This is a genomic window from Geothrix sp., from assembly GCF_020622065.1.
In the GTDB taxonomy this organism is placed as follows: Bacteria; Acidobacteriota; Holophagae; order Holophagales; family Holophagaceae; genus Geothrix.
Genome location: NZ_JAHRYQ010000002.1, coordinates 409,991 through 430,384, shown reverse-complemented (window position 1 = coordinate 430,384; position 20,394 = coordinate 409,991). Strand labels below are relative to the sequence as shown.

At 62.5% G+C, this 20,394-nt stretch carries 14 protein-coding genes; 13 read left to right on the top strand and 1 reads right to left on the bottom strand.

Annotated features, from left to right (window positions below; genetic code table 11):
- Nucleotides 1–934: 934 nt before the first annotated feature.
- Nucleotides 935–1,891, bottom strand: a complete 957-nt coding sequence (gene dmeF / locus QZ647_RS11420; protein ID WP_291272278.1) for a CDF family Co(II)/Ni(II) efflux transporter DmeF — start codon at nt 1,889–1,891, stop codon at nt 935–937.
- A 67-nt stretch (nt 1,892–1,958) separates the two neighbouring features.
- On the opposite strand from dmeF, the gene QZ647_RS11415 reads away from it, so the two are divergent.
- The 13 genes from QZ647_RS11415 (at nt 1,959) to QZ647_RS11360 (ending at nt 20,220) form a co-directional block, all read left to right on the top strand.
- Complete coding sequence (locus tag QZ647_RS11415) at nt 1,959–2,360, top strand: BlaI/MecI/CopY family transcriptional regulator (protein WP_291272277.1); 402 nt, start codon at nt 1,959–1,961, stop codon at nt 2,358–2,360.
- Nucleotides 2,361–2,452: 92 nt separating this feature from the next.
- Nucleotides 2,453–3,316 carry a M56 family metallopeptidase gene (locus tag QZ647_RS11410; RefSeq protein ID WP_291272276.1) on the top strand — a complete coding sequence of 288 codons (864 nt, stop codon included), beginning with the start codon at nt 2,453–2,455 and terminating at the stop codon, nt 3,314–3,316.
- Between the two features lie 121 nt (nt 3,317–3,437).
- Nucleotides 3,438–4,562 carry a TolC family protein gene (locus tag QZ647_RS11405; RefSeq protein WP_291272275.1) on the top strand — a complete coding sequence of 375 codons (1,125 nt, stop codon included), beginning with the start codon at nt 3,438–3,440 and terminating at the stop codon, nt 4,560–4,562.
- Nucleotides 4,559–6,115 (top strand): efflux RND transporter periplasmic adaptor subunit, encoded by a 1,557-nt coding sequence (locus QZ647_RS11400; protein ID WP_291272274.1) that lies wholly within the window; start codon nt 4,559–4,561, stop codon nt 6,113–6,115. Before QZ647_RS11405 ends, QZ647_RS11400 begins: the two co-directional genes overlap by 4 nt.
- A gap of 10 nt (nt 6,116–6,125) precedes the next feature.
- Nucleotides 6,126–9,245 (top strand): efflux RND transporter permease subunit, encoded by a 3,120-nt coding sequence (locus tag QZ647_RS11395; protein ID WP_291272273.1) that lies wholly within the window; start codon nt 6,126–6,128, stop codon nt 9,243–9,245.
- Nucleotides 9,246–9,404: 159 nt separating this feature from the next.
- Nucleotides 9,405–9,521, top strand: a complete 117-nt coding sequence (locus tag QZ647_RS15625) for an MbcA/ParS/Xre antitoxin family protein (protein WP_366526172.1) — start codon at nt 9,405–9,407, stop codon at nt 9,519–9,521.
- Nucleotides 9,522–9,712: 191 nt separating this feature from the next.
- Nucleotides 9,713–10,093 carry a metalloregulator ArsR/SmtB family transcription factor gene (locus tag QZ647_RS11390; RefSeq protein WP_291272272.1) on the top strand — a complete coding sequence of 127 codons (381 nt, stop codon included), beginning with the start codon at nt 9,713–9,715 and terminating at the stop codon, nt 10,091–10,093.
- 492 nt (nt 10,094–10,585) lie between these two features.
- Entirely contained in the window at nt 10,586–11,617 is a 1,032-nt protein-coding gene (locus QZ647_RS11385) for a TolC family protein (RefSeq protein WP_291272271.1), read from the top strand.
- Nucleotides 11,618–11,751: 134 nt separating this feature from the next.
- Entirely contained in the window at nt 11,752–12,741 is a 990-nt protein-coding gene (locus QZ647_RS11380) for an efflux RND transporter periplasmic adaptor subunit (protein ID WP_291272270.1), read from the top strand.
- Nucleotides 12,731–15,895 carry an efflux RND transporter permease subunit gene (locus QZ647_RS11375; RefSeq protein WP_366526171.1) on the top strand — a complete coding sequence of 1,055 codons (3,165 nt, stop codon included), beginning with the start codon at nt 12,731–12,733 and terminating at the stop codon, nt 15,893–15,895. The genes QZ647_RS11380 and QZ647_RS11375 overlap by 11 nt, the downstream gene beginning before the upstream one ends.
- On the top strand, nt 15,892–16,641 hold the full coding sequence (locus tag QZ647_RS11370) for a hypothetical protein (protein ID WP_291272269.1): 750 nt from the start codon (nt 15,892–15,894) through the stop codon (nt 16,639–16,641). Before QZ647_RS11375 ends, QZ647_RS11370 begins: the two co-directional genes overlap by 4 nt.
- Nucleotides 16,638–18,800, top strand: a complete 2,163-nt coding sequence (locus QZ647_RS11365; RefSeq protein WP_291272268.1) for a heavy metal translocating P-type ATPase — start codon at nt 16,638–16,640, stop codon at nt 18,798–18,800. The genes QZ647_RS11370 and QZ647_RS11365 overlap by 4 nt, the downstream gene beginning before the upstream one ends.
- 247 nt (nt 18,801–19,047) lie before the next feature.
- Nucleotides 19,048–20,220 (top strand): ATP-binding protein, encoded by a 1,173-nt coding sequence (locus QZ647_RS11360; RefSeq protein WP_291272267.1) that lies wholly within the window; start codon nt 19,048–19,050, stop codon nt 20,218–20,220.
- Nucleotides 20,221–20,394 lie beyond the last annotated feature (174 nt).

Here is a 20,394-nt window from a genome sequence, read left to right as displayed (position 1 = left end):
CATCGGATTGCTGGGACACATGCAATCCGCATCGGAAACCGCTCCGCAACCGCACTGGCACGCCATGACCGCAGGCCCCGTCAGTGTACGCACCGCCTCCACCGGCCCGACCAGGGTCAGAATCGCAATCGCGATGTAATGGAACCAGTGACGCAAGGGACACCACCTCTTGAGGGGGAAGTCTAGGGCAGGTGCCTTCTCTTTCAATGAGACCTTGTGCCGTGGCACATAAGGACCTGGAGAATTTGGAAGGTGGCGATGCGCTATTAATTGACTAAAACAAAACGACATATGTGTAGGTATGTGATTCGAAATCACGAAGGTCGAGCCGTGATGTGAATCACCGGATAGCAGTGTCCATTCTAATCTGTTCTTAATTTTCCGGTCCGGCGTGCGGCCTGTCCAGGATGTGGCGAATCAGGGCAAAATCCACTTGGCTTCCGAGGTATTCCTCGTCCTGATCGTTTGAACTCATCCTGATTCACCATCGAAGAATGTAAAGCGTTGGAAGCGGGCCTCCAGTTTTGCAGGAGCCGAAGCCCATTGAAAATGACAAACCAGGACGCACCCATGTCCGCGGCGATGGCGGACCACATGGAAGCGTGACCGATCAAGGTCAGCAGCACGAAGACCCCCTTAACCGTCAAGGCGAAGGAGATGTTCTGACGAATCACGCGTCGGCGGTCTCGATGCCGGCGTCGCTGTGCATGGTGCCATGACGATGCCGAGGGTGACTCGGGCCATGGCAGGCGCATCGTTCACGCCATCGCCGACCATGGCCACCTAGCCGTGCTCGGTGGCGAGGGCTTCGACCGCCGCCACTTTCGCTTCGGGCAAGGGCTGGTTCACCTGAGCACATTCCCGTGTGCAGCCAGAGCTTCGCAGAAGAAATCTCGATGACCAGTGAATTCCGACCACTTCTGGTTGAATTTGATCACCGCAATTCGACAGAGAGATGCACGATCTCCTCGTGAATGGACAGGGCCTCATGCACGGATTGCACAGACAAACCTGGAGCAGTCTTATCCAGTGCCAAGATGCAGGCGAATCGTCCCTTCCCGACGCGCCAGACATGCAGATCGGCGATGCGGATCTCGGCGCCCCATTCTGGGTGCGCTGCTATGACTTCTCGAATCTCGTCCGCCACCGGGTGATCATTCTCGGCGTCCAGCAGCACCCGTGACGTATCTCGCAGCAGGCCTTTGGCCCAGATGGCGACGAGGGCGGCACCTGCCAGGCCCATGACGGGATCGAGCCAGTTCCAATGGAATATCAGGCCACCGACCAGGGCCAGGATCGCGCAAACCGAGGTGGCCGCATCCGCCAGGACATGCAGGTAGGCGGATCGCAGGTTCAGGTCGTGATGGTGGTGACCCTCGTCGTGATCATGGTGATCGTGGCTATGGCCATGATCGTGGTCGTGAGACTTCCCCAGGATCAAAGCACAGCCGAGGTTCACCAGGAGGCCGAGGATGGCCACAATGATGGCCTCCTTGTACGCAATGGGCTTGGGCGCCAGGATGCGTTCGACGCTGCCGACGACCATGAGCACGGCCACGCAAATCAGGAAGAGCGCCGACGCGAAGCCGCCCAGGATTTCGATCTTCCAGGTTCCGAAAGCGAAGCGGCGGTCCTGGGCGTGGCGACGGGCCATGGCATAGGCGAACGCACTGAGCCCGATGGCCACGGCGTGAGAACTCATGTGCCAGCCGTCTGCGAGCAGGGCCATGGAGTTGAACCACCACCCCGCCACGATCTCCACAGCCATGGTGGCGAGGGTGATCCACATGACGAGGCGGGTGCCCTTCTCACCGGCCAGATTGCCTGTATCGAAGTCGTGCGTGTGGGTCGTGGTGGGCTCGTGGTTGGGCATGGAAACCTTTTTCTGCATGGCGACAATCAAAATCCGATTGGCTGTCGGTTTTTAGGTTACCCTGGTTGGGTCGGTGTCTTGAACCATGTCCCAGCCTTCCTCCTCACTCACCTTGGGCGACCTGGAAATGCAGGTCCTGGAACAGCTCTGGAAGCTGGGCAGCGGGGATGTCCGGGCCGTCCACGCGGCCCTGAGCGGTGAGCGTGAGAACCATCCCAATACGGTGCAGTCTGCCCTCGAACGGCTCTTCCGCAAGGATATCCTGGAGCGCGAGAAGCAGAGCCATGCCTATGTCTATCGCCCCCGATTATCCCGTGAGGCCCTCGCGGCCCGACTGATCGACGAGACCTTGCAGCGGGTGCGGGCTTCCGAGCCCCTGCCGACCCTGGCTGCCTTCGTGGATCTTGCCGTCGAGCAGGACCCCAGCGTGCTCGATGAACTCGAACATATGCTCCTGAGCCACCGGGCGCGGCAGCAGGACCGGTGATGCACGCCCCCGGCCTGGTCCTCGCCAGCGGCGTCCTCGTAGGGGCGACGGCCATTGCAGGCTCTCGCTTGAATGGACCGTTTTATCGTCTGGTGCGACCTCGACTGGATCGCCTCGCGCCCGAGGACCGCTCCCGAGTCATCACCCTCATCGCACTGTTGCCCTGGTTGCTGGCCGTTGCCGTCCTGATCATGGCTTTTCTCCCCTCCTTCGTGACCATCCCTGGCCTGATCGAGGACCACTGCCTCCCCCATGACCACCATCCCCACCTGTGCCTCGTGCATGGACGCTGGATGCCCTCCGGGCCTCTGTGGGGCAGTGTGGCGCTGCTCGGGCTGGGCGGAACACTTCTCTGGGGGCGTCTGGTGATCCGGGTCTTCAAGGCCCACCGCGTCGTGCTCAACCTGATGCGAGTGAGCCGACGCCAGGGCGCCCTCCAGGTGCTTCCGACACAGCACCCCATGGCCTTCACGGCCGGGTTTATCCGCCCCCAAACGGTCGTCTCGGACGCGGTCCTGGCGGGCCTCCCGCTTGAGGACCTAGATATTGTGCTCCGCCACGAGGAGGGTCACGCCCATCGCCGGGACACCCTGTGGCGGGTGATCCTGGAAGCTCTCGCCCTGGCGATGGCGAAAAGCAGTCGGGTCCTCCTGCTGGAGGATTTCTCCCTCGCGTGCGAGGAAGCATGCGACCGCCGGGCCATACGGGGCAGTGTGACCCCCGACCGTGTGGCGGAGGTGCTGCTCCGAATGCAGCGTCTTGGCTGCCTCCAGCCTGAAGGTGTGGTGGGCGCCACCGGTTCACACTTGAGTCGGCGCGTCCGAGCCCTCCTGGGCGATCCCTATCCGCCGCGGCCCCAGTGGATGAAGGCCCTCTGGCTTGCCTCCTTGCTGCTGCTTGCCGCAGACCCCGTCCATCACATGGCGGAGACACTGCTGGGCTGGCTGCTTTTCTGACTGCCACCTTAAGGACTTGCCTATGCGAAGCGCGCTAAAAAATCCGATACCCGCTCGGTGTTTGTGGACTCTCCTGGCCTGCTCACCTCTGGCGGCTCAGGGGCTGACGGAGGCGGATGCCGTGAGTCGTGCCCTGGCGCGTCCCGAGTGGCAGGCCATCACCCAGCTCTCTTCCAGGCAAGGTGAGGGCGCGGCCATGGAGGCCCGCACTTGGCTGGCTCCTGGTCTGGGATGGGATCGGCAACGATTCACGGGGCCCCTGCCCAATAGGCGGGAGGACACGATCCTCCTCACCCAGAGCATGGATGTCTCAGGTCGCTGGATGGCCAAGCGTGAAGCCGCCCTGAAGCGCGAAGAGGCAGGCAAGGCCGAGAGTGGGGTCCGCACGGCGGGTGTCGTAGCCCAGGTGCGGGGGGCCTTCTTCGAGGTAGTGGCTGCACGGGAGCGGGTGTCCCGTCTCGATCGCGCCCTGACTCGGCTCGGGAAGGTCCAGGAGCAGGTGGATCGCCTTCACACGGCGGGAGAAATGTCCGGCCTGGACCGGAGCCGGGTTCGCCGAGAGATGGAGATCTTCAAGAGCCGACAGGCTCAAGAACAGGCCGCGCTGGGCCGTGCCGAGGCGCAGCTCGCCGTGATGCTTGGGGAAAAGGCCGCCGAGCTTCAGGGCACCCTGTTGCCTGTTGCCCCGGAACCCCTTGAGCAACTCCTGGACCGTCAGCAGGCCGGTCCCGGCGCGACGATGACGCGGGCCACGGAAGCCGCCGCCCAGGCAGACGCCAAGGCGGCCCGCCGCTGGATGCCCGACCTCCAAGTCGGCGTGGGCGTGAAGCGATGGCAGGAAAACGGACTGTCAGGCAACGGCTCCGTGCTGTCCCTCGGCATCGCCCTGCCCATACCCAGCCGTGTGAAGGGCAACCAGATGAAAGCCGAGGCCGAAGCCCGAGCCGCCGCCGCTCAGGCCAAGCTCCAGCGGGAACAAGAAACGTCCGATCTGCGGAGTGCGTGGCAGGAAGCCACCCTGCTTCGAGCCTCCGCCGAGCACATGTCCCAGGAGGCCCTCCAGGACCCCGCCAAGGTGGAGACCGCCCTTGAAGCCGCCTTCAGGGCGGGAGAGATGGACCTCCTCGCCCGCCTGGACGGGGCCCGCAGCTTGCTGGAGGCCGAACTGGCGGCTCTCGACCAGGCCCAGCGTGCTCGCCGCGCCTGCATCGCCCTTGATCGTCTGCTTGGAAAGGTGAACCCATGATCCGAACGACTTCCACCCTGACCCTCTGCCTCGCCGTGGGTCTGACCTTCAGCCTCGGCTGCGACAAGAAAGAGGCTGAACACGGCCACGGAACGGCGGCGGGACACGCCCACGAAGCTTCAGAGCGCCCCTCCTTCGCCCCGACGGTTTATGCGGACGGCGTGCAGCTGTACGTGGAATATGTGGCCCTCGTGAAGGGCGAGGAATCCAAATTCGGCGTACATCTGACCCGACTGGACGGCTACCAAGCCGTGAACGAAGGCACCGTGGAAGCCATTCTCACGGGGGCGGGCGGAGAGCAGCGGAATACCGGAGAACTCTCTTCCACGCCGGGCATCTTCCGTTTGGCACCCAAACCCAGTGCGGCTGGGGATGTGAATGTGAAGCTGATCTGGAAGGGCCCCAAGGGCCAAGCCACCTTCGATCTGGGCAAGCACACGGTCTATCCCGACATCGCCTCCTCCATGAAGGCGGAGGTTCCTGAAGTTTCCGGTGGCATCGCTTTCCTCAAGGAACAGCAGTGGAATGTTCCCTTCGGAATCACCCGCTCCCAGCAGCGTCCCCTCTCCGATGGCTTCGAGGCCTACGCCTCGGTGCTGGCGGTTCCTGGCGGTGAGGGCCGTGTCTTGGCGCCTGTAGCGGGACGCCTCGAAGGCAGCGGTTTCCCCAGCATCGGGCAGATGGTAAAGCAGGGGCAGCGGCTCGGCGGACTGGTGCCCAAGGCCGGGGCCGACATGTCCCTCGGCAGCGTCCAGCTCGACTTCGAGCGGGCGAAGCTGCGCCTCGACCAGGCCAAGGCCAACCACACGCGCCTGAAGGGCCTGTTAGAGCAGGACGCCGTGCCCCGTCGCCGGGTCGAGGAGGCGGCCCGCGAGGAGGCCCTCGCCGAGGCCGAGTTCAAGGTCGCCCAGGCCCGCAAGGATGAGGTCACCACGGGCAAGGGCGGCATGGCCCTGGCCCTGACGGCTCCCGTGTCCGGCATCGTCAGCACCGTGAACGGCGGTCCTGGCGTCCAGGTGGCCGAAGGTCAGGAACTCTTCCACATCGTGGATACAAGAAGGCTCCGCCTAGAGGTGCAGGTGCCTGAGGCTCAATCCGGCCGTCTGGCCAAGGTCGCCAGCGTTTGGTTCCAGGCCCCCGGCCAGCAGCCGGTGGTGCTTGAACCCGGCAGTGGCGCGAAAGTTCTCGGACAGGGCGGAGCGATCCATCCCGAGCGCCGGACGGTGCCCTTCGTGATGGAGTTCGGGAACCCCTCCGGCACTCTCAAAGTAGGAGCCTCCGGCAAGGCCTTCGTGCGCACGGGCAACATCGCCCAGGCCATGGCCGTGCCCGCCTCGGCTGTCCAGGACGAGGATGGTCTGGCGGTGGTTTATGTCCAGGCAGGCGGCGAGAGATTCGAGCGCCGCCTCGTGAAGGTCGGCGCCCGGGACGGAGACTGGGTACAGATCCTGACCGGCGTGCAGAAGGACGAGTGGGTGGTAACGACAGGTGCCCACCTCGTGCGCCTCGCGGCAAGCTCGGGCAAGGTGCCCGAGCACGGCCACGCACACTGAGGAGCCCGTCATGATCGATCGCATCATCCGAGCCTCACTCAACCAGCGCTACTTCGTCCTTCTGGCGGCGGTCCTCATGCTGCTCTGGGGTGGCTGGACGGCCACCCGGATGCCGGTGGATGTGCTACCAGACCTCACGGCCCCCACGGTCACCCTCGGCACCGAAGCTCACGGCATGGCTCCCCAGGAGGTGGAACGCCTGATCACGCAGCCCGTGGAAAGCTCCATGCTGGGGGCGGCGGGTGTTCGCCGCGTCCGCTCCACCAGCCACGTGGGCCTCTCCCTGGTCCACGTGGAGTTCGACTGGGACGTGCCCATCCTTCAGGCGCGACAGGTGGTGTCGGAGCGCCTCCAGACGGCCATGGCCAGCCTGCCGCCGGGGACGCCCAATCCCGTCATGCTCCCCATCAGCTCGATCATGGGCGAGATCATGTTCGTCGCCCTGGAGAGCGACACCGTCAGCCCCATGGAGGTCCGCGCCCAGGCGGACTGGGAAGTCCGACGGCGCCTCCTCGCCGTGCCCGGCATCAGCCAGGTCATTCCCATCGGTGGCGAGGTCCGCCAATACCAAGTCCTCCTCAAGACCGATCGCCTGTTGGCCACGCGACTCACCGCAGAGGAAGTGGCCGAAGCCGTGAAGAAGGCCGGGGAAAGCTCGTCCGCGGGCTTCCTGGTCCACGGGGGCCAGGAGCACTTGATCCATGGCATCGGACGCCTCCAGAATGCGGCTGACCTGGAACAGGCCCTGGTCGCACGCCGAGACGGTCAGGCCATCCGCCTGCGAGACATCGCCGAGATCAAGGTCGGCCCCGCCCTCAAGCGCGGCGAAGGCAGCCACAACGCCAAGCCCGCCGTCATCCTCGCCATCCAGAAGCAGCCCGGCGCCAATACCCTGGAACTCACCCAGCGCCTGGACAAGGTCATGGACGAGATCCAGACGACACTGCCCCAGGGCGTGAAGCTGGAGAAGCAGATCTTCCGGCAGGCGAACTTCATCCAGATCGCCATCCGCAACGTGGTGGACGCCCTCCGGGACGGCACCATTCTCGTGCTGCTCATCGTCGGGCTCTTCCTGGCCCACAAGCGGGCGACGATCATCACCGCCGTGGCGGTGCCCCTCAGCCTCGTGGCCGCCATCCTGGCTCTGCGGGCCTTCGGCGCCTCCCTCAACACCATGACCCTGGGCGGCATGGCTCTCGCCATCGGCGACCTGGTGGACGACGCCATCGTGGACGTGGAGAATGTCCTGCGGCGCCTGCGCGAAAACGCGGCCAAGCCCCACGACCACCGCAAGCCGTTCCTCCAGGTCATCTACAAAGCCAGCATGGAGATTCGCTCCTCCATCGTTTATGCCACCGCCATCATCGTCGTCGTATTCACACCCATCTTCTTCCTAAGCGGCGTAGAAGGCCGGCTGCTCCAGCCCCTTGGCATCGCCTTCACCGTGGCCCTGGGGGCCTCCCTCCTGGTGGCCCTGACCGTCACCCCGGCCATGTGCGCCTGGCTGCTGCCCCACGACCTGGAAGACAAGCACAGCCACGAAGGCAGGGTCGTCACCTGGGTCAAGGCCCGCTATACGCCGATCCTCGACTGGGCGCTCTCCCGCTGGCGCGTCCTGGTGGGCCTGGGGGCCGCGGGTCTCGTGGCCGCCACGGTCAGCCTCTTCTTCGCCGGACGCAGCTTCATGCCTGAGTTCAACGAGGGCAGCCTGAATGTCACCTTCGTCTGCCTTCCCGGCACGCCGTTGGAAGTCTCGGACCGCCTGGGCCGCCAGGCCGAGGAGATCATGCTGAAGCACCCCGAAGTGGTGGCCATCGCCCGCCGCACGGGCCGGGCGGAACTGGACGAGCACGGCCAGGACATCTTCGGGGCCGAGATCGAGGTGGGCCTGAAGATGAAGGACCGCAGCAAGGAGGAGCTGCTCACGGCCCTCCGCAAGTCCCTCTCGGCGATCCCGGGGGTCTACATCAGCCTGGGGCAGCCCATCAGCCACCGGGTGGACCACATCCTCAGCGGCAGCCGGGCGGCCATCGCCGTGAAGGTGTTCGGACCGGACCGCCTGGAGCTTCGCCGCCTGGCCCAGGAGGTCAAGAAGGAGATGGCCCAGGTGGAAGGCGTGGTAGACCTGGCCATGGAGGCGGAAGCCGACCTGCCCCAGCTCGCCGTGAAGCCAGACCGGGCGGCCCTTTCCGCTGCCGGCCTCTCCACCCAGGATTTCTCCCACGCCCTGGAACTGACCTTCGCGGGCGAGGTCGTGACCCAGGTGCGGGAAGGCAATCGGGCCTTCGATGTGCTGGTGCGCATGGAGCCCTCGGTGAACCTGGACGCCGAGCGCATGAAGTCCGTGCTGGTGGCTACACCCAGCGGCCCGGTCTCCCTCAGCCAGCTCGCGACCGTCGACTTCGAGCGGGCCCCGGCCTTCATCCCCCGCGAGGATAACCAGCGGAAGCTGGCCGTCACCTGCAATGTGGGCGGGCGGGACCTCTTCGGCGTGGTGACGGACATCCAGGCCCGCATCAAGGGGCGGGTGAAGCTGCCCCAGGGCTACCAGATCTCCTATGGGGGCCAGTTCGAGAGCGGCGCAGGCGCGGCCCAGACCCTCACCCTGCTCGGCCTGGGCGCGGTGGTGGTGGTGTTCGGACTGCTCTTCCTGGCCCTCAAGACGGTTCGTGACGCGGCCCTCGTGATGATCAACCTGCCCCTGGCTTGGATGGGCGGCGTGATCGGCCTCTGGGCCAGCGGCGGCGTCATGAGTGTGGCCACCCTCATCGGCTTCATCACCCTCTTCGGCATCGCCACCCGCAACGGCATCATGCTCGTTACCCACATCCACCACCTGCACGACGAAGGCATCCACGGCGCGGACGCCATCCGCCGAGCCGCCCTTGAGCGTCTGAGCCCCATCCTCATGACGGCCCTCACCGCCGGGCTGGCCCTGGTGCCGATCATCCTCCGCCGCCACGCCCCCGGCAGCGAGATCCAGGCCCCCATGGCCTTCGTGATCCTCTTCGGCCTCATCTCCAGCACCGCCCTCAACATGCTCGTCGTGCCCAGCCTCTACCTACGGTTCGGGTCGAAGAAGGGACACCACAAGATCGAAGAGATCGGGTATTCAGATTCCGCCACCTGAACATCTGATACCTGCGTCCGCTTCGTAGGCATTGGCGACAAACTCGGGGATGCTCTTTTCGATACCCAGGATTACCTGGACGCGTTGTTGCAACGGCCGCCCCTCCCCCAAGTCCCGCCAGTACCGGGTTTAGCCACGATTGTCTGCCGGGCAGTCGATGTGTTCGGTGACCTCGAGCGGGCGGCCCATTGGCTGGACTCTCCAATCCTGGCCCTTGGTGGCCGAACCCCCAGAGAGGTGGCAACACCGACGCTCAAGCCGTTCTGGCTGTCCTAACCCGGATAGAACATGGGATCCATGAATAATGATGAAGATCCCCGTCAGAGGCGTTCTCAACCAATAGACGGAATGGACAGGAACTGCATTTCAGGGTTGACCGCCACTGAAGGGCGGCAGAAGGTCGTGATTCCACAGAAGCGGGAGACCGAATAATCCACTATTGCACGAAGTGGTGTATCATATCTGCGATGGCAAAACCCACCCTGAAGACTCCGGCCTGTCCTCCAAAGGTACCACTCGGTGCGAGACCTTTGTTGAGTGCGGCCCAAGCATCCGAATTGGCTCGGCTCTTCGAGGTGCTCGCCTCTGACACCAGGCTCAGGCTTCTCCATGCACTGGTTATATTGGGCGACCCCTGCATGACCGATCTCGCCGACGCAGTCGGCATGAAGCCCCAGGCGGTCTCCAACCAGCTCCGACGCCTTGTGGATCTCGGCATCCTGGATACCCGCCGCCATGGGGTCCATATCCACTACAGCATCGTGGACCCCTGTGTTACCAAACTGATGTACCACGGGCTCTGCCTCAACGAGGAGACCCGGGGCCATGCCCAGGCGACCGCATCATGAGGCGCTGGGCGGCGATCCTACTCCTGTGTCTGGCGACCTTTTATCTGGGGGCCACGAGCCTGGATCAGTGCGCTGAGGGCGTAAACGACGACTGCGCTCCTGTTTGCCACATCTTCTGCGCTGATGGCTGTGCCACCGTCCCAGTCCCAGACACCGCAGCCCCACCCGCCCCTAATTCTCTGCCACGCCCGCGTTACGAGGCAGAGCGGGCTGAAGACCTCGTCGAGTTGGTTATCGAACCGGAGAAAACCCCTCCTCGGGCTTGAGGAATCTGGTGACTGAACCTGCGGCTGGGCATCGCCCTGCCGTGAAATAGCCTACTTGTTGATAGAGGATCCTATGCGGACTTTTCCTTTTGGGGCGTTGCCCTGTCTGCTCGTAGTTCAAGCAGCAGCCCAGACCCCCCTGACCTACCAAGACATTCAGGCCAAAGCCCGGTCAGCTCCGGAGCAGTGGCGAACAGACGCTCTGCTGGCGGAGCGTCAGCGACAGATGCAAGAAACCCGAGGTTTCCTTCGGGAAGGGCCCACGGTTTCTTTTTTGGCGGGACCTCGCCGGATCCCCGGTGCACCCGGAACGACTGATAAGGCTCTCGACCTGGACCTGCCCCTGTTTTTGTCCTCCAAGGCACGGGCTGATCTGGAAGGCACCCTGGGGCAAGCACACCCCTTGTTGAAGGAGGCCGCACTCCGTGAGGGGATGTTTCGCCTTCGGGCAGCCTACCTGGATGCCTGGCTGGCCTCACGGCTCCTGGCCCTTCGAGAGGTTGACTTCGCAACAGTGGAACGCTGGCTCAAATCATCGCAGGCCCGTTTCGAGGCGGGCTCTGACCCAGCCTTCCAAGTCTCTCTCGTGGAAGGCGAGCTGTTGAAGGTTCGGCAGGACCTGGATGAAGCCTGGACCCAGGAAGCACGCACCTGGGGGACCCTGTTTGCGTTGGCCGATATTCCGATGGGTCCCCTTCCACTGGCTGATCCAGGGCCCGTGCCGGTGATCCCGACGGTGGATCTTGAGAGGCGATTGGAGGAAGGCCCGCTACGGAAGGCGCTGTTCGCACAAACCAACCTGGAAGAACAGAGCCTCCGCTTGAAGGAAGCCCAGGCCTTGAGCCGGTGGAGCCTCCGGGGCAGTTATGCCACGGAGGGCGATGAGAAGGTCGCACGCTTCGGCCTAGCGGTGCGCCTTCCTCGTCCCGGTGAAGGAAATTCCATTCGGAGCAATACCGAGGCCCAAATTCGGGCCAACCAGGGGGCTGCCAGACAAGCCCTTGCTGAACTTGATGCCCGCGCCTTGGGTGTGATCTCCCGCCTTAAGCTGGCTCCCACTAACCGGAGCATTCCCGATTTCACCAAGGCCATCGAGGCGGTAGGCCTTCGGCTACAGGAAGGCCGTGAACGCCCATCTGAGGCCCTGCCCATCCGTCGCCAACTCCTGGAATCCCAGATGGCCTCCTTGCGTCGCCACCATGCCCAGCATCTCCTAGCCGCTGAACTCAAAGCCCTGCTTCCCGAGGTGAACCAATGAACCGCAATATGATGAGCCTTCCCCTGGCCCTGGTGCTACTTGCTGGGGTGGGGTGCTCGAAGAAATCCGAAGCAAAAAATGAATCAGGGAAACATGCACAAGAGGCGGAAGAGCATGGAGGCGCTCACCTCCCCTTGAAGGACATCAGGGGTCTTCGATTCCTGGTGGTCCCCGAACCCAAGGCGGAAGGCGCGTGGTATCCCGCCGAGGCCATCGGCGACGAATCTGCCCAGGCCATCCTCAGTAGCCCCGTGAAGGGCATCGTCTCCGCAATCCAGACCCCCCCGGGACAGCATGTCGCAATCGGCGCAGGGCTGATCACCATCCAGAGCCCTGAACTGGCCCGCCTCAAAGCGGACTGGTTGTCCAGCAAAGCGAGGCGAGAACGGACGGAAGCCGAGCTGGCCCGCGAGCAACAGCTCTTTGAAGCCCAGGCGGGATCCCGACGAGAGTTGGAGGCCGCCAAGAGCGAAGCCGCCACGGCCAAGGCGGATGAAGAGGCTGCCCGCCTCGCATTGGAGGCTCGGGGTCAGAATCCAGAGATGGCAGGAGCGGCCCTGGTCGTTAGGGCCCCAAAGGCAGGTACTGTCTCGGCCTACAAGATCCAACTCGGCCAGGGAGTCGACGCCGGTCAGGAACTGGGCAGCTTCCAGGCGGCTTCCGCCGCCATCGCCCGGCTGGAGCTGCCGCTTCCCGCCCCCCAGAACTGGCAGCCCGGCGCCGTGACCGAGGTCCGGAAAGGTGATGGCCAGCGCTGGAAGGCCCGCCTTGAAGGCACGCCTATGACCCTCACCACGGATACCCGGCGGCTGAGCTATCGCCTGCGTTTGATGGGCAGCCCTCTGCCGATCCCTGGTACGCCGTTGGAAGTCCATGTGCCCCTCGCGAAGACCGTCGTCCTCCCTCAGAGCGCCTTGCAACAGGTGGAGGGCACTTGGGGCGTCTTCGTGAAGGAGGGGGAGGAGGCGGAATTCCGTCCGGTGCGCCGGGGCCCCGAACTGGGCACCGATGTGATGGTGCTGGAGGGCGTGAAGCCCGGTGAGACCGTGGTCGGCGAAGGTGCCTACTTGCTGAAGTCCCTCCAAATCAAGCGGAAGAGTGGGGGGGAAGACCATGACCACTGAGCCGAATCTCCCGCAGGACCCGGACATCCCTCTTGATCCGGCCATGCCCGATGATCCCTACAAGGTCTACACACCCCAGCACCGCACGCTGATCCGCCGCTGGTTTGACTGGATGCTGCCCCGCAAGGGTTGGGTATTCGCCTTGGCCTTGGTCTGGGCCGCCGCCGGAGTGGCCAGCTTCGCGACGCTGAAGCGGGATCTCTTCCCGGACCTCACCCTTCCCAGCCTCAACCTCCTCATTCAGAGCCCGGGCCGGGCCGCAACGGAGCTGGAGCTGACCGTGGCCCAGCCAATCGAACAGGCTATTGGTGGCCTGCCCGGCGTCAAGCGGGTGGTGAGCACCGTGCAGGCGGAGGTCGTACAGGTGGTGGTGGCCTTCGAAGGTGACACCGATCCCTGGAGGGCTCGACAACTCGTGGCTGAACGCCTCTCAGGGGTGGTCGGCAACTTCCCGGAAGGGACCCGGGCGCCCCTCATGTCCAGCGCCGCGGGCCGGCTCCAGGAAATCATGGAGATCGTCCTCGAAGGACCCGCCACGGACCCCATGAAGCTGCGGGACCACACGGAGAAGGTGCTGATTCCCCGTCTCCAGGCCGTTCCAGGCGTTGCACGTGTCGAACGATTGGGGGGCGAGGAACGTCAACTACAGGTCGTCGTCCAGCCCGAGCGCATGCGACTCCAGGGCGTGAACCTAGGCCAGATCCTGGATGCGCTGGATGGTAGCAACCAGGATAGCGCCGCCGGAGTCATGGAAATCCAGGACAAAGGATGGTTCATCACGGTAGGCAGCCTTGCAGCTCAGCCCGAGGCCGTTAAAAAGCTCCGGCTGAAGACACCCCGTGGAGCGATCCTTCTCGGTGATGTCGCCGAAGTTCGCGAAGGTGCGGGTTTCCGGCGTGGTCTCGCCCGCCACCAAGGGCACGAGGATGTCAGCCTACGGGTGGTCAAGCAGCCCACGGCCGAGGCCCTGACTGTGGCTAAAGAGACCAGGAAGGCCCTGGATGAACTCCGCCAGAGCCTTCCAGAAGGCATGGAGCTGACCCTGATGTATGACCAAGGAAACTTGGTCACCCACGCCCTGAATGGCGTGACCTTGGCGCTCCTCCTGGGGGGATTCTTCGTAGCCTTGGTGCTTGTGGTCCTGTTGGGCAACCTCCGAGGGGCCCTTATCGTCATCGCCGTGCTGCCCCTTGCCACCCTAGGCGCAGCGGTACCCCTTCAGGCTGCGGGCCTTGGCCTGAATGCCATGACCCTAGGCGGCCTCGCTATCTCCGTGGGCTTGCTGGTGGACGCGGCCGTGATCATGGTGGAAAACCTTGCCCATCGCCTACACGAACACAAGGAGCACATCGAACCTCGGAGGGTTGCCCTCACGCGTGCCGCAGCCGAAGTGGGTGTTCCCATCCTCACGGCGGTAATGGTGATCCTGGCGGTCTTCATTCCGCTGCTTGCCATCGGCGGCCTCGCAGGCAGGCTCTATGCGCCACTGGCCGTGGCCATCGCCGCCGCCATGACTCTCAGCCTGGTGCTGAGTTTCACGCTTGTTCCGGCACTCGTCGAGCGGTTCCTGCCTCCGGGTTCCCTGCTGGAGGAACCAAGGCTGGTGAAGGCCCTGAAGGCATTCTACAAACCCGGACTCGAATGGGCTATGCGCCACGGCGCCATCGTGCGAGTGCTGGCTCTGGGACTGACGATCCCTAGCATCTGGCTTGCCCTACATCTGGGTAGTAACTTTCTGCCGAATCTAGATGAAGGTGCCCTGCTCCTCAACAGCATCCTGCCTGCTGAAACCAGCCTAGCCGCCGTGGATGAGGCCAACTTTCAACTCGAACAGAAGCTGGTGAAGCTCCCCGGTGTCTCCTCGGTCTATCGCCGGACGGGCCGTTCCGAACTAACCGAGGACCCTATGCCTCACACGATCTCCGATGTGCTGGTGGTGCTGGACGGCACGCACCGGACACCTGAGGTCCAGAAGGAAGTGGCCGAGATGGCCGAGGAATTGCCCTATCCAGTGGAGCTGACCACACCCATGCAGATGCGCATCGCCGAGGGCATTGGCGGCACCCCGGCGGACATCCAGGTGAAATTTTTCCACCCTGATCTGGCAGCGCTCCAGACCCAGCTCTCCGGCATCCAGGAGACCCTGGCCAAGGTGCCAGGCGTGGCGTCCATTACCCCAGAAGGTGCGGGCGCCCTGCCCAAGTGGACAGTTGTACCCGACGAGGACGCCCTCCGCCGCCTCGATGTCCCGCGAACTCTTTTGGTGAAAACCCTGAGGACTGCGCTTCAGGGCTACGATACGGCCCCCCGCTTCGATGGACCCCAGCGTATCGAGCGAGTGGTTCGATTCCCAGATGATGGACGAACCAGTCCCGAAACCCTCAAGCGGTTACCCCTCGTCCTCGATGACGGACGCGTGGTGGAGCTGGGTCAAGTGGCCCGCTTCGAGGAGGCAAGCACCCCGAGCCTGATCCGACGGGAGGCCGCCCAGCGGCGGCTTGCCTTGAACGTCCGCACCGCAGGAGATCTCGGCGGCACCGCCGACCGCCTGGAAAAGGCCCTGAAGGGAATGGCCCTTCCCAAGGGCACCGTCGTGAAGCTGGGCGGCAAGATCGAAGAAGCCCGGGAAACTCAAAAGCGTCTGATGGTCGCCATCGGGGCAGCACTCATCCTGGTGGTGGGCCTGCTCTATCTGGCCCTTGGACGCTGGCGGGAGGTTATGGTCGTGGTGCTGACCCTACCCGATGCTTTTGCCGGAGGTCTGTTCGCGCTTTGGCTCGCTGGGGAGACTTGGAACATCAGTTCCATCGTCGGGATGATTGGGTTATTCGGCGTGGCCGTTCAAAACAGCCTAGTGCTCATCACCCAGGCCAAGCATCTCGTGGATTCTGGCATCCCCTTCCACGAGGCGCTCAAGGAAGCCAGCCTCGGCCGCGTGCGTCCGAAGCTCATGACGGCGGGCGCGGCCATCCTAGGCCTGATGCCCATGCTGTTTGGCATCGGCGGAAGCGAACTGGAACGCCCCTTGGCCATCGTCATGGTGGGTGGCCTCATCACCAGCACCCTCTTTACCCTTCTGGCTTTGCCGAGCTTCTACGCCTGGGTCGGCAAGCCGAAATCTAGCCCCGAAATCCTGCCGGAGAGTGAATCATGATGACCGCTATGGCAGTTCTTCTCCTCGCCACTCTGAACACCACATCTCCATCAACACCAGTTTCTCAGGCATTAAAAGGATTGCTGGAAACCCAACCCCCTATCGGTTCCACATCGAGATCTGTGGATTACAAGGTTTCCTACAAGTCGTTCCATGAAGGGAGATCAAAAGGAGAATTCAAAGAATCTGGCGCCCTGTTCGTAGGAACAACTCGCCAGGGGAACACCTGGGCAAGCGCACCTCAGCATGCTCATGACCCGCAATTGGGAGAATCTGCCCCTTTGTCAGAAGGACAGCGTTGGTTCAGCCAGGTCACCAGCCCATCCAAGATGGCTGCGTTGGCCGATCCGGGTTCTGTCTTGATCCGGTTCGTCCGTCGCCTCCAGCCGAGAGCCGAGGAAAGTCCTTCGGCTGGTCGCGGTGAGCCAGGTGACAGGATTCTGGTCTACCCTCTTGAAGCACCTCGCCCGGCGGGCAAATTCTGGACCTTCAAAATGAAGGTGGGTGAGGCGAGGCTTCACCTGAAGAAGGATGGCACTCCCGTCAGTTTAGAAATCATCCAGGCCTACAAGGGGAAACTGTCGCCCCACTTCGGCGAGTACATGCTGGATCGCAAAGAGACGTGGTCATTCTCTGTTGACACAGGCCGATTGCAGGTCACGAAATACCAACTTTCACTTCACAGAAAGGATTGGAAAGACTCCTTCGAAGCACAGATGGAGATGGTTATTGGAGGGCTTCAATGAACACCCGGCGCAGGACCTTCAAGGTTCATGGAATGGATTGCGCCGAGGAAGTGGCCACCCTCAAGCGTGAGGTTGGTCCCGTGGTTGGGGGCGAGGAACATCTCGCCTTCGACCTCTTGAATGCCAAGATGATCGTTTCAGAGGGGGCTTCGGCCTCCTCTGAGGCCATTCTTAAGGCCGTGGCTAGTACGGGCATGAATGCCGAACCGTGGCGGGAAAGTGCGGGATCAGGTCACGAGAAGTCCGGACGTCAAAAGGTCCAGTTAGTCCTCACGATTTTCAGCGGTGGACTCACCGCCCTGGCCTTCGGCCTCCACATTTGGTCCTCGGGCGGCTTTCATGAAGCCCTTGGCGCTGAGGGTATGGGCCATGTCCACAGGATCCCCTGGGCTTCAAAAGGTGCCTACCTGGGCGCGATGTTCGCCGCTTGCTGGTTCATCGCACCGAAGGCGTGGCTATCGGCCCGGCGCCTGCGCCCTGACATGAACCTACTCATGGTGATTGCTATCCTTGGTGCCATCAGCATTGGAGAGTGGTTCGAGGCCGCAACGGTGGCTTTTCTCTTCGCGGTGTCGAATGCCCTTGAAGGATGGAGCCTGAGCCGTGCCCGTCGGGCCGTGGAAGCCCTCATGGATCTGACGCCAACCCTTGTTCAGTTGGTGAAAAATGGAGGGAGCACACCTGTCCGCCCCGAAGAGGTCTCCGTGGGTGCCCTCTTCCATGTGAGACCCGGGGAACGTGTGCCGCTCGATGGCCTCGTCCTCCAAGGCACCAGCGCACTCAACCAAGCTCCAATAACCGGAGAAAGCATGCCGGTCACGAAGGTCCCGGGCGAGGAAGTCTTTGCAGGAAGCATCAACGGAGACGGCGCACTTGTCATTGAGTGTTCCAGGCCCGCTAGTGACACAGTGCTCGCCCGGATCATCCGCATGATCGGAGAAGCCTCGACCAAGCGTGCAGCCTCAGAACAATGGGTGGACCGCTTCGCGAAGGTTTACACCCCTGTGGTGATGGTCTTGGCTCTCCTGGTAGCTTTAGTCCCACCCTTGATGCTGGGCGGGATCTGGGGGGATTGGTTTTATCGAGCCCTGGTCTTGTTGGTGATCGCGTGCCCTTGTGCGCTTGTGATCTCCACACCCGTAAGCATCGTGGCGGGTCTGGCTTCTGCTGCCCGGCATGGCGCCCTCGTAAAGGGAGGCATGTACCTGGAGATCCCCGCCCACCTGAAGGCCATCGCTTTCGACAAGACTGGCACACTCACAGAAGGCCATCCCAGCGTGGTGCAAGTGGTTCCCCTGAATGGCCACACCAAACTGGAACTCCTTCGTGTGGCAGGAGCCATGGAGTCACAAAGCGATCATCCCCTGGCCCGGGCGATTGTGGCCCATGTGAAATCCCAGGGGGTGGCTTTCATGCCCGCCCAGGACTTCCAGGCCTTTCAGGGCAAGGGAGCTACAGCATTTCTGAATGGCAGTGCCCATTGGCTCGGTTCCCATCGCTTCTTAGAGGAACAGGGAGCAGAAAGCCCTGATGTTCATGCACAGTTGGAATCCCTGGATGCGGATGGTCGAACGGTCGTGGCCTTCGGAGTGGGGCGAGAACTAATCGGATTTCTTGCCCTAGCGGATGCTGTGCGCCCCACCACTGCTTCAGTCTTTCAGAACTTGCGTGGAGCCGGAGTGGAACACCTAGTCCTCCTCACGGGAGATAACAAAGGCACGGCCCAGGCTGTGGGCCGACAGGTTGGTTTGACCGAGATCCAGGCCGAACTCATGCCCGAGGACAAGGTAAAGGCAATCGAGGCACTGGTGGCTAAGTATGGTCAAGTAGCCATGATCGGAGACGGCGTGAACGACGCTCCTGCCATGGCTCGCGCCACATTGGGCATCGCAATGGGTGCTATGGGCAGTGACGCGGCCGTCGAAACTGCCGACATCGCGCTCATGAACGACGATCTAACGCGGATTCCCTGGCTCGTGAACCACTCCCATCGGACCCTCACCGTGATCCGCCAGAACATCACGTTTGCTTTGGCGGTAAAGGCATTGTTCGTGGTTCTTACTATGGTTGGTCACGCTTCGCTCTGGTCGGCCATCGCGGCAGACATGGGGGCCTCCCTGCTGGTCATCTTCAACGGACTAAGGCTACTGAAGGCATAAGACGATCTCATCGGGCATTTTCACATGGAGGCCCAAGACGCGAAGTCGACAAGAACTGTCTTCTGGCTTGTGATGGTGCGGGCCGGGCAAGGCCTTCGTTTACCGATTTTAGTCCCGAATACGGTTGAACAAACGGGCTGAAGGGCGGGAGATGCCCCTTCGGGATTGAGATCAAAGTGACGAATAAAAAAATTCGTCACATATTTCGTCAGTTGAACTCCGCCGTCCAACTCGTTACCCTTGGAGCATGCCTAGCGCGCCTGTTTCCGACATCAAGGCTCTACAAGACGAGATCGCCAACTTGGCGCGATTGGCGACTTTGTCATCGGATGAAGATGTTCGCCTGTACCTGGCAAGGCTGGTGAGGAAATATCGCACCTCACAACCTGCTCTTGCCGAGCGGTTGGATCAAAGCCTAAAGGCGACCCGGACTCGCTCCGGGGGACCATCCCTCCTACGTCAGGGCTCAACTTCGGAACTGACGGCGGCATCTGGCCCCGTTCCAACCGATGGCGATACTCGCCTCGCCCTCATTCGGGTCTTCGATGACCGGGATGGACTCGCCCCCCCGTTGCTTGCTCAGGAATTGCTCAGTCAAATCGAGGCCATCGTTCAGGAGCGTGAGGCCCGAGACCAACTCCTTCGGAAAGGCATCACTCCAACTCGATCTGCGGCCATGATCGGTCCCCCAGGGGTCGGCAAGACATTGTCGGCACGTTGGATTGCAAGCCGAGTCGGAAAACCTCTGTGGGTGCTTGATCTGGCCGCGGTCATGAGTAGCTACTTGGGAAGGACGGGGAACAACCTTCGTTCCGCTCTCGACTACGCCAAAGCCAACGAAGCAGTCCTGTTGCTTGATGAGTTCGATGCAATAGCCAAGAGACGTGGCGACGAAACGGATGTAGGAGAACTTAAGCGGCTTGTGACCGTGATGCTGCAAGAGATCGATCTGTGGCCTGATAACAGCTTGCTCTTGGCGGCCACCAATCATCCCGAGTTGGTAGATCCCGCACTTTGGCGTAGGTTCGACACTGTTCTTAAGTTCGATGTGCCCTCACAGACGGCCATACAGGTCGCTGTCGAGCGATTCCTTGACCGTGACCTCAAAGATTTTGCATCTTGGGTGCCAATTCTAGGCCTCGCCTTTAGGGGGAAGTCGCTTTCCGATGTAGAACGCGCTATCAATACCCTTCGGAGGGGCCACGCCCTTCGTGCTGCGCCCACAGAGGAATTGGTGGGGACCCTAGTTGGGCAAGCTCATGCGAATCTTCCACGAGCTGATCGAACGAAAATGGCCATCCAAATGGCGAAGAAGGGGACATACACCTACTTGCAGATTAGCCAGCTGACGGGTGTTGCCCGAGACACCATTCGAAAGCACGCTGGACCGTCGCCTCGACGAGGAAGGGGGATGAAGTAGGTGGCTACGCGATATCTGATTGGCAAAGGGGAATTGCTAACCCAACCCATTGGCCCTCCCCTGAGAAATCAGGGTACGAAGCTTCGCCCGTACTCGCTGAGGGAAGCCCTAGCGGCCATTCTCCCCCAGATGGAACAGGCGTGTGAGACCTTCGATTCTCTGCCCGACCTCGCC

Coding starts and splice junctions, on each gene's coding strand:
- QZ647_RS11400 (WP_291272274.1), top strand. CDS start 4,559: ATGATCCGAACGACTTCCACCCTGACCCTCTGCCTCGCCGTGGGTCTG.
- QZ647_RS11370 (WP_291272269.1), top strand. CDS start 15,892: ATGATGACCGCTATGGCAGTTCTTCTCCTCGCCACTCTGAACACCACA.
- QZ647_RS11395 (WP_291272273.1), top strand. CDS start 6,126: ATGATCGATCGCATCATCCGAGCCTCACTCAACCAGCGCTACTTCGTC.
- QZ647_RS11365 (WP_291272268.1), top strand. CDS start 16,638: ATGAACACCCGGCGCAGGACCTTCAAGGTTCATGGAATGGATTGCGCC.
- QZ647_RS11360 (WP_291272267.1), top strand. CDS start 19,048: ATGCCTAGCGCGCCTGTTTCCGACATCAAGGCTCTACAAGACGAGATC.
- QZ647_RS11385 (WP_291272271.1), top strand. CDS start 10,586: ATGCAAGAAACCCGAGGTTTCCTTCGGGAAGGGCCCACGGTTTCTTTT.
- QZ647_RS11390 (WP_291272272.1), top strand. CDS start 9,713: ATGGCAAAACCCACCCTGAAGACTCCGGCCTGTCCTCCAAAGGTACCA.
- QZ647_RS11415 (WP_291272277.1), top strand. CDS start 1,959: ATGTCCCAGCCTTCCTCCTCACTCACCTTGGGCGACCTGGAAATGCAG.
- QZ647_RS11375 (WP_366526171.1), top strand. CDS start 12,731: ATGACCACTGAGCCGAATCTCCCGCAGGACCCGGACATCCCTCTTGAT.
- dmeF (WP_291272278.1), bottom strand. CDS start 1,891: ATGCAGAAAAAGGTTTCCATGCCCAACCACGAGCCCACCACGACCCAC.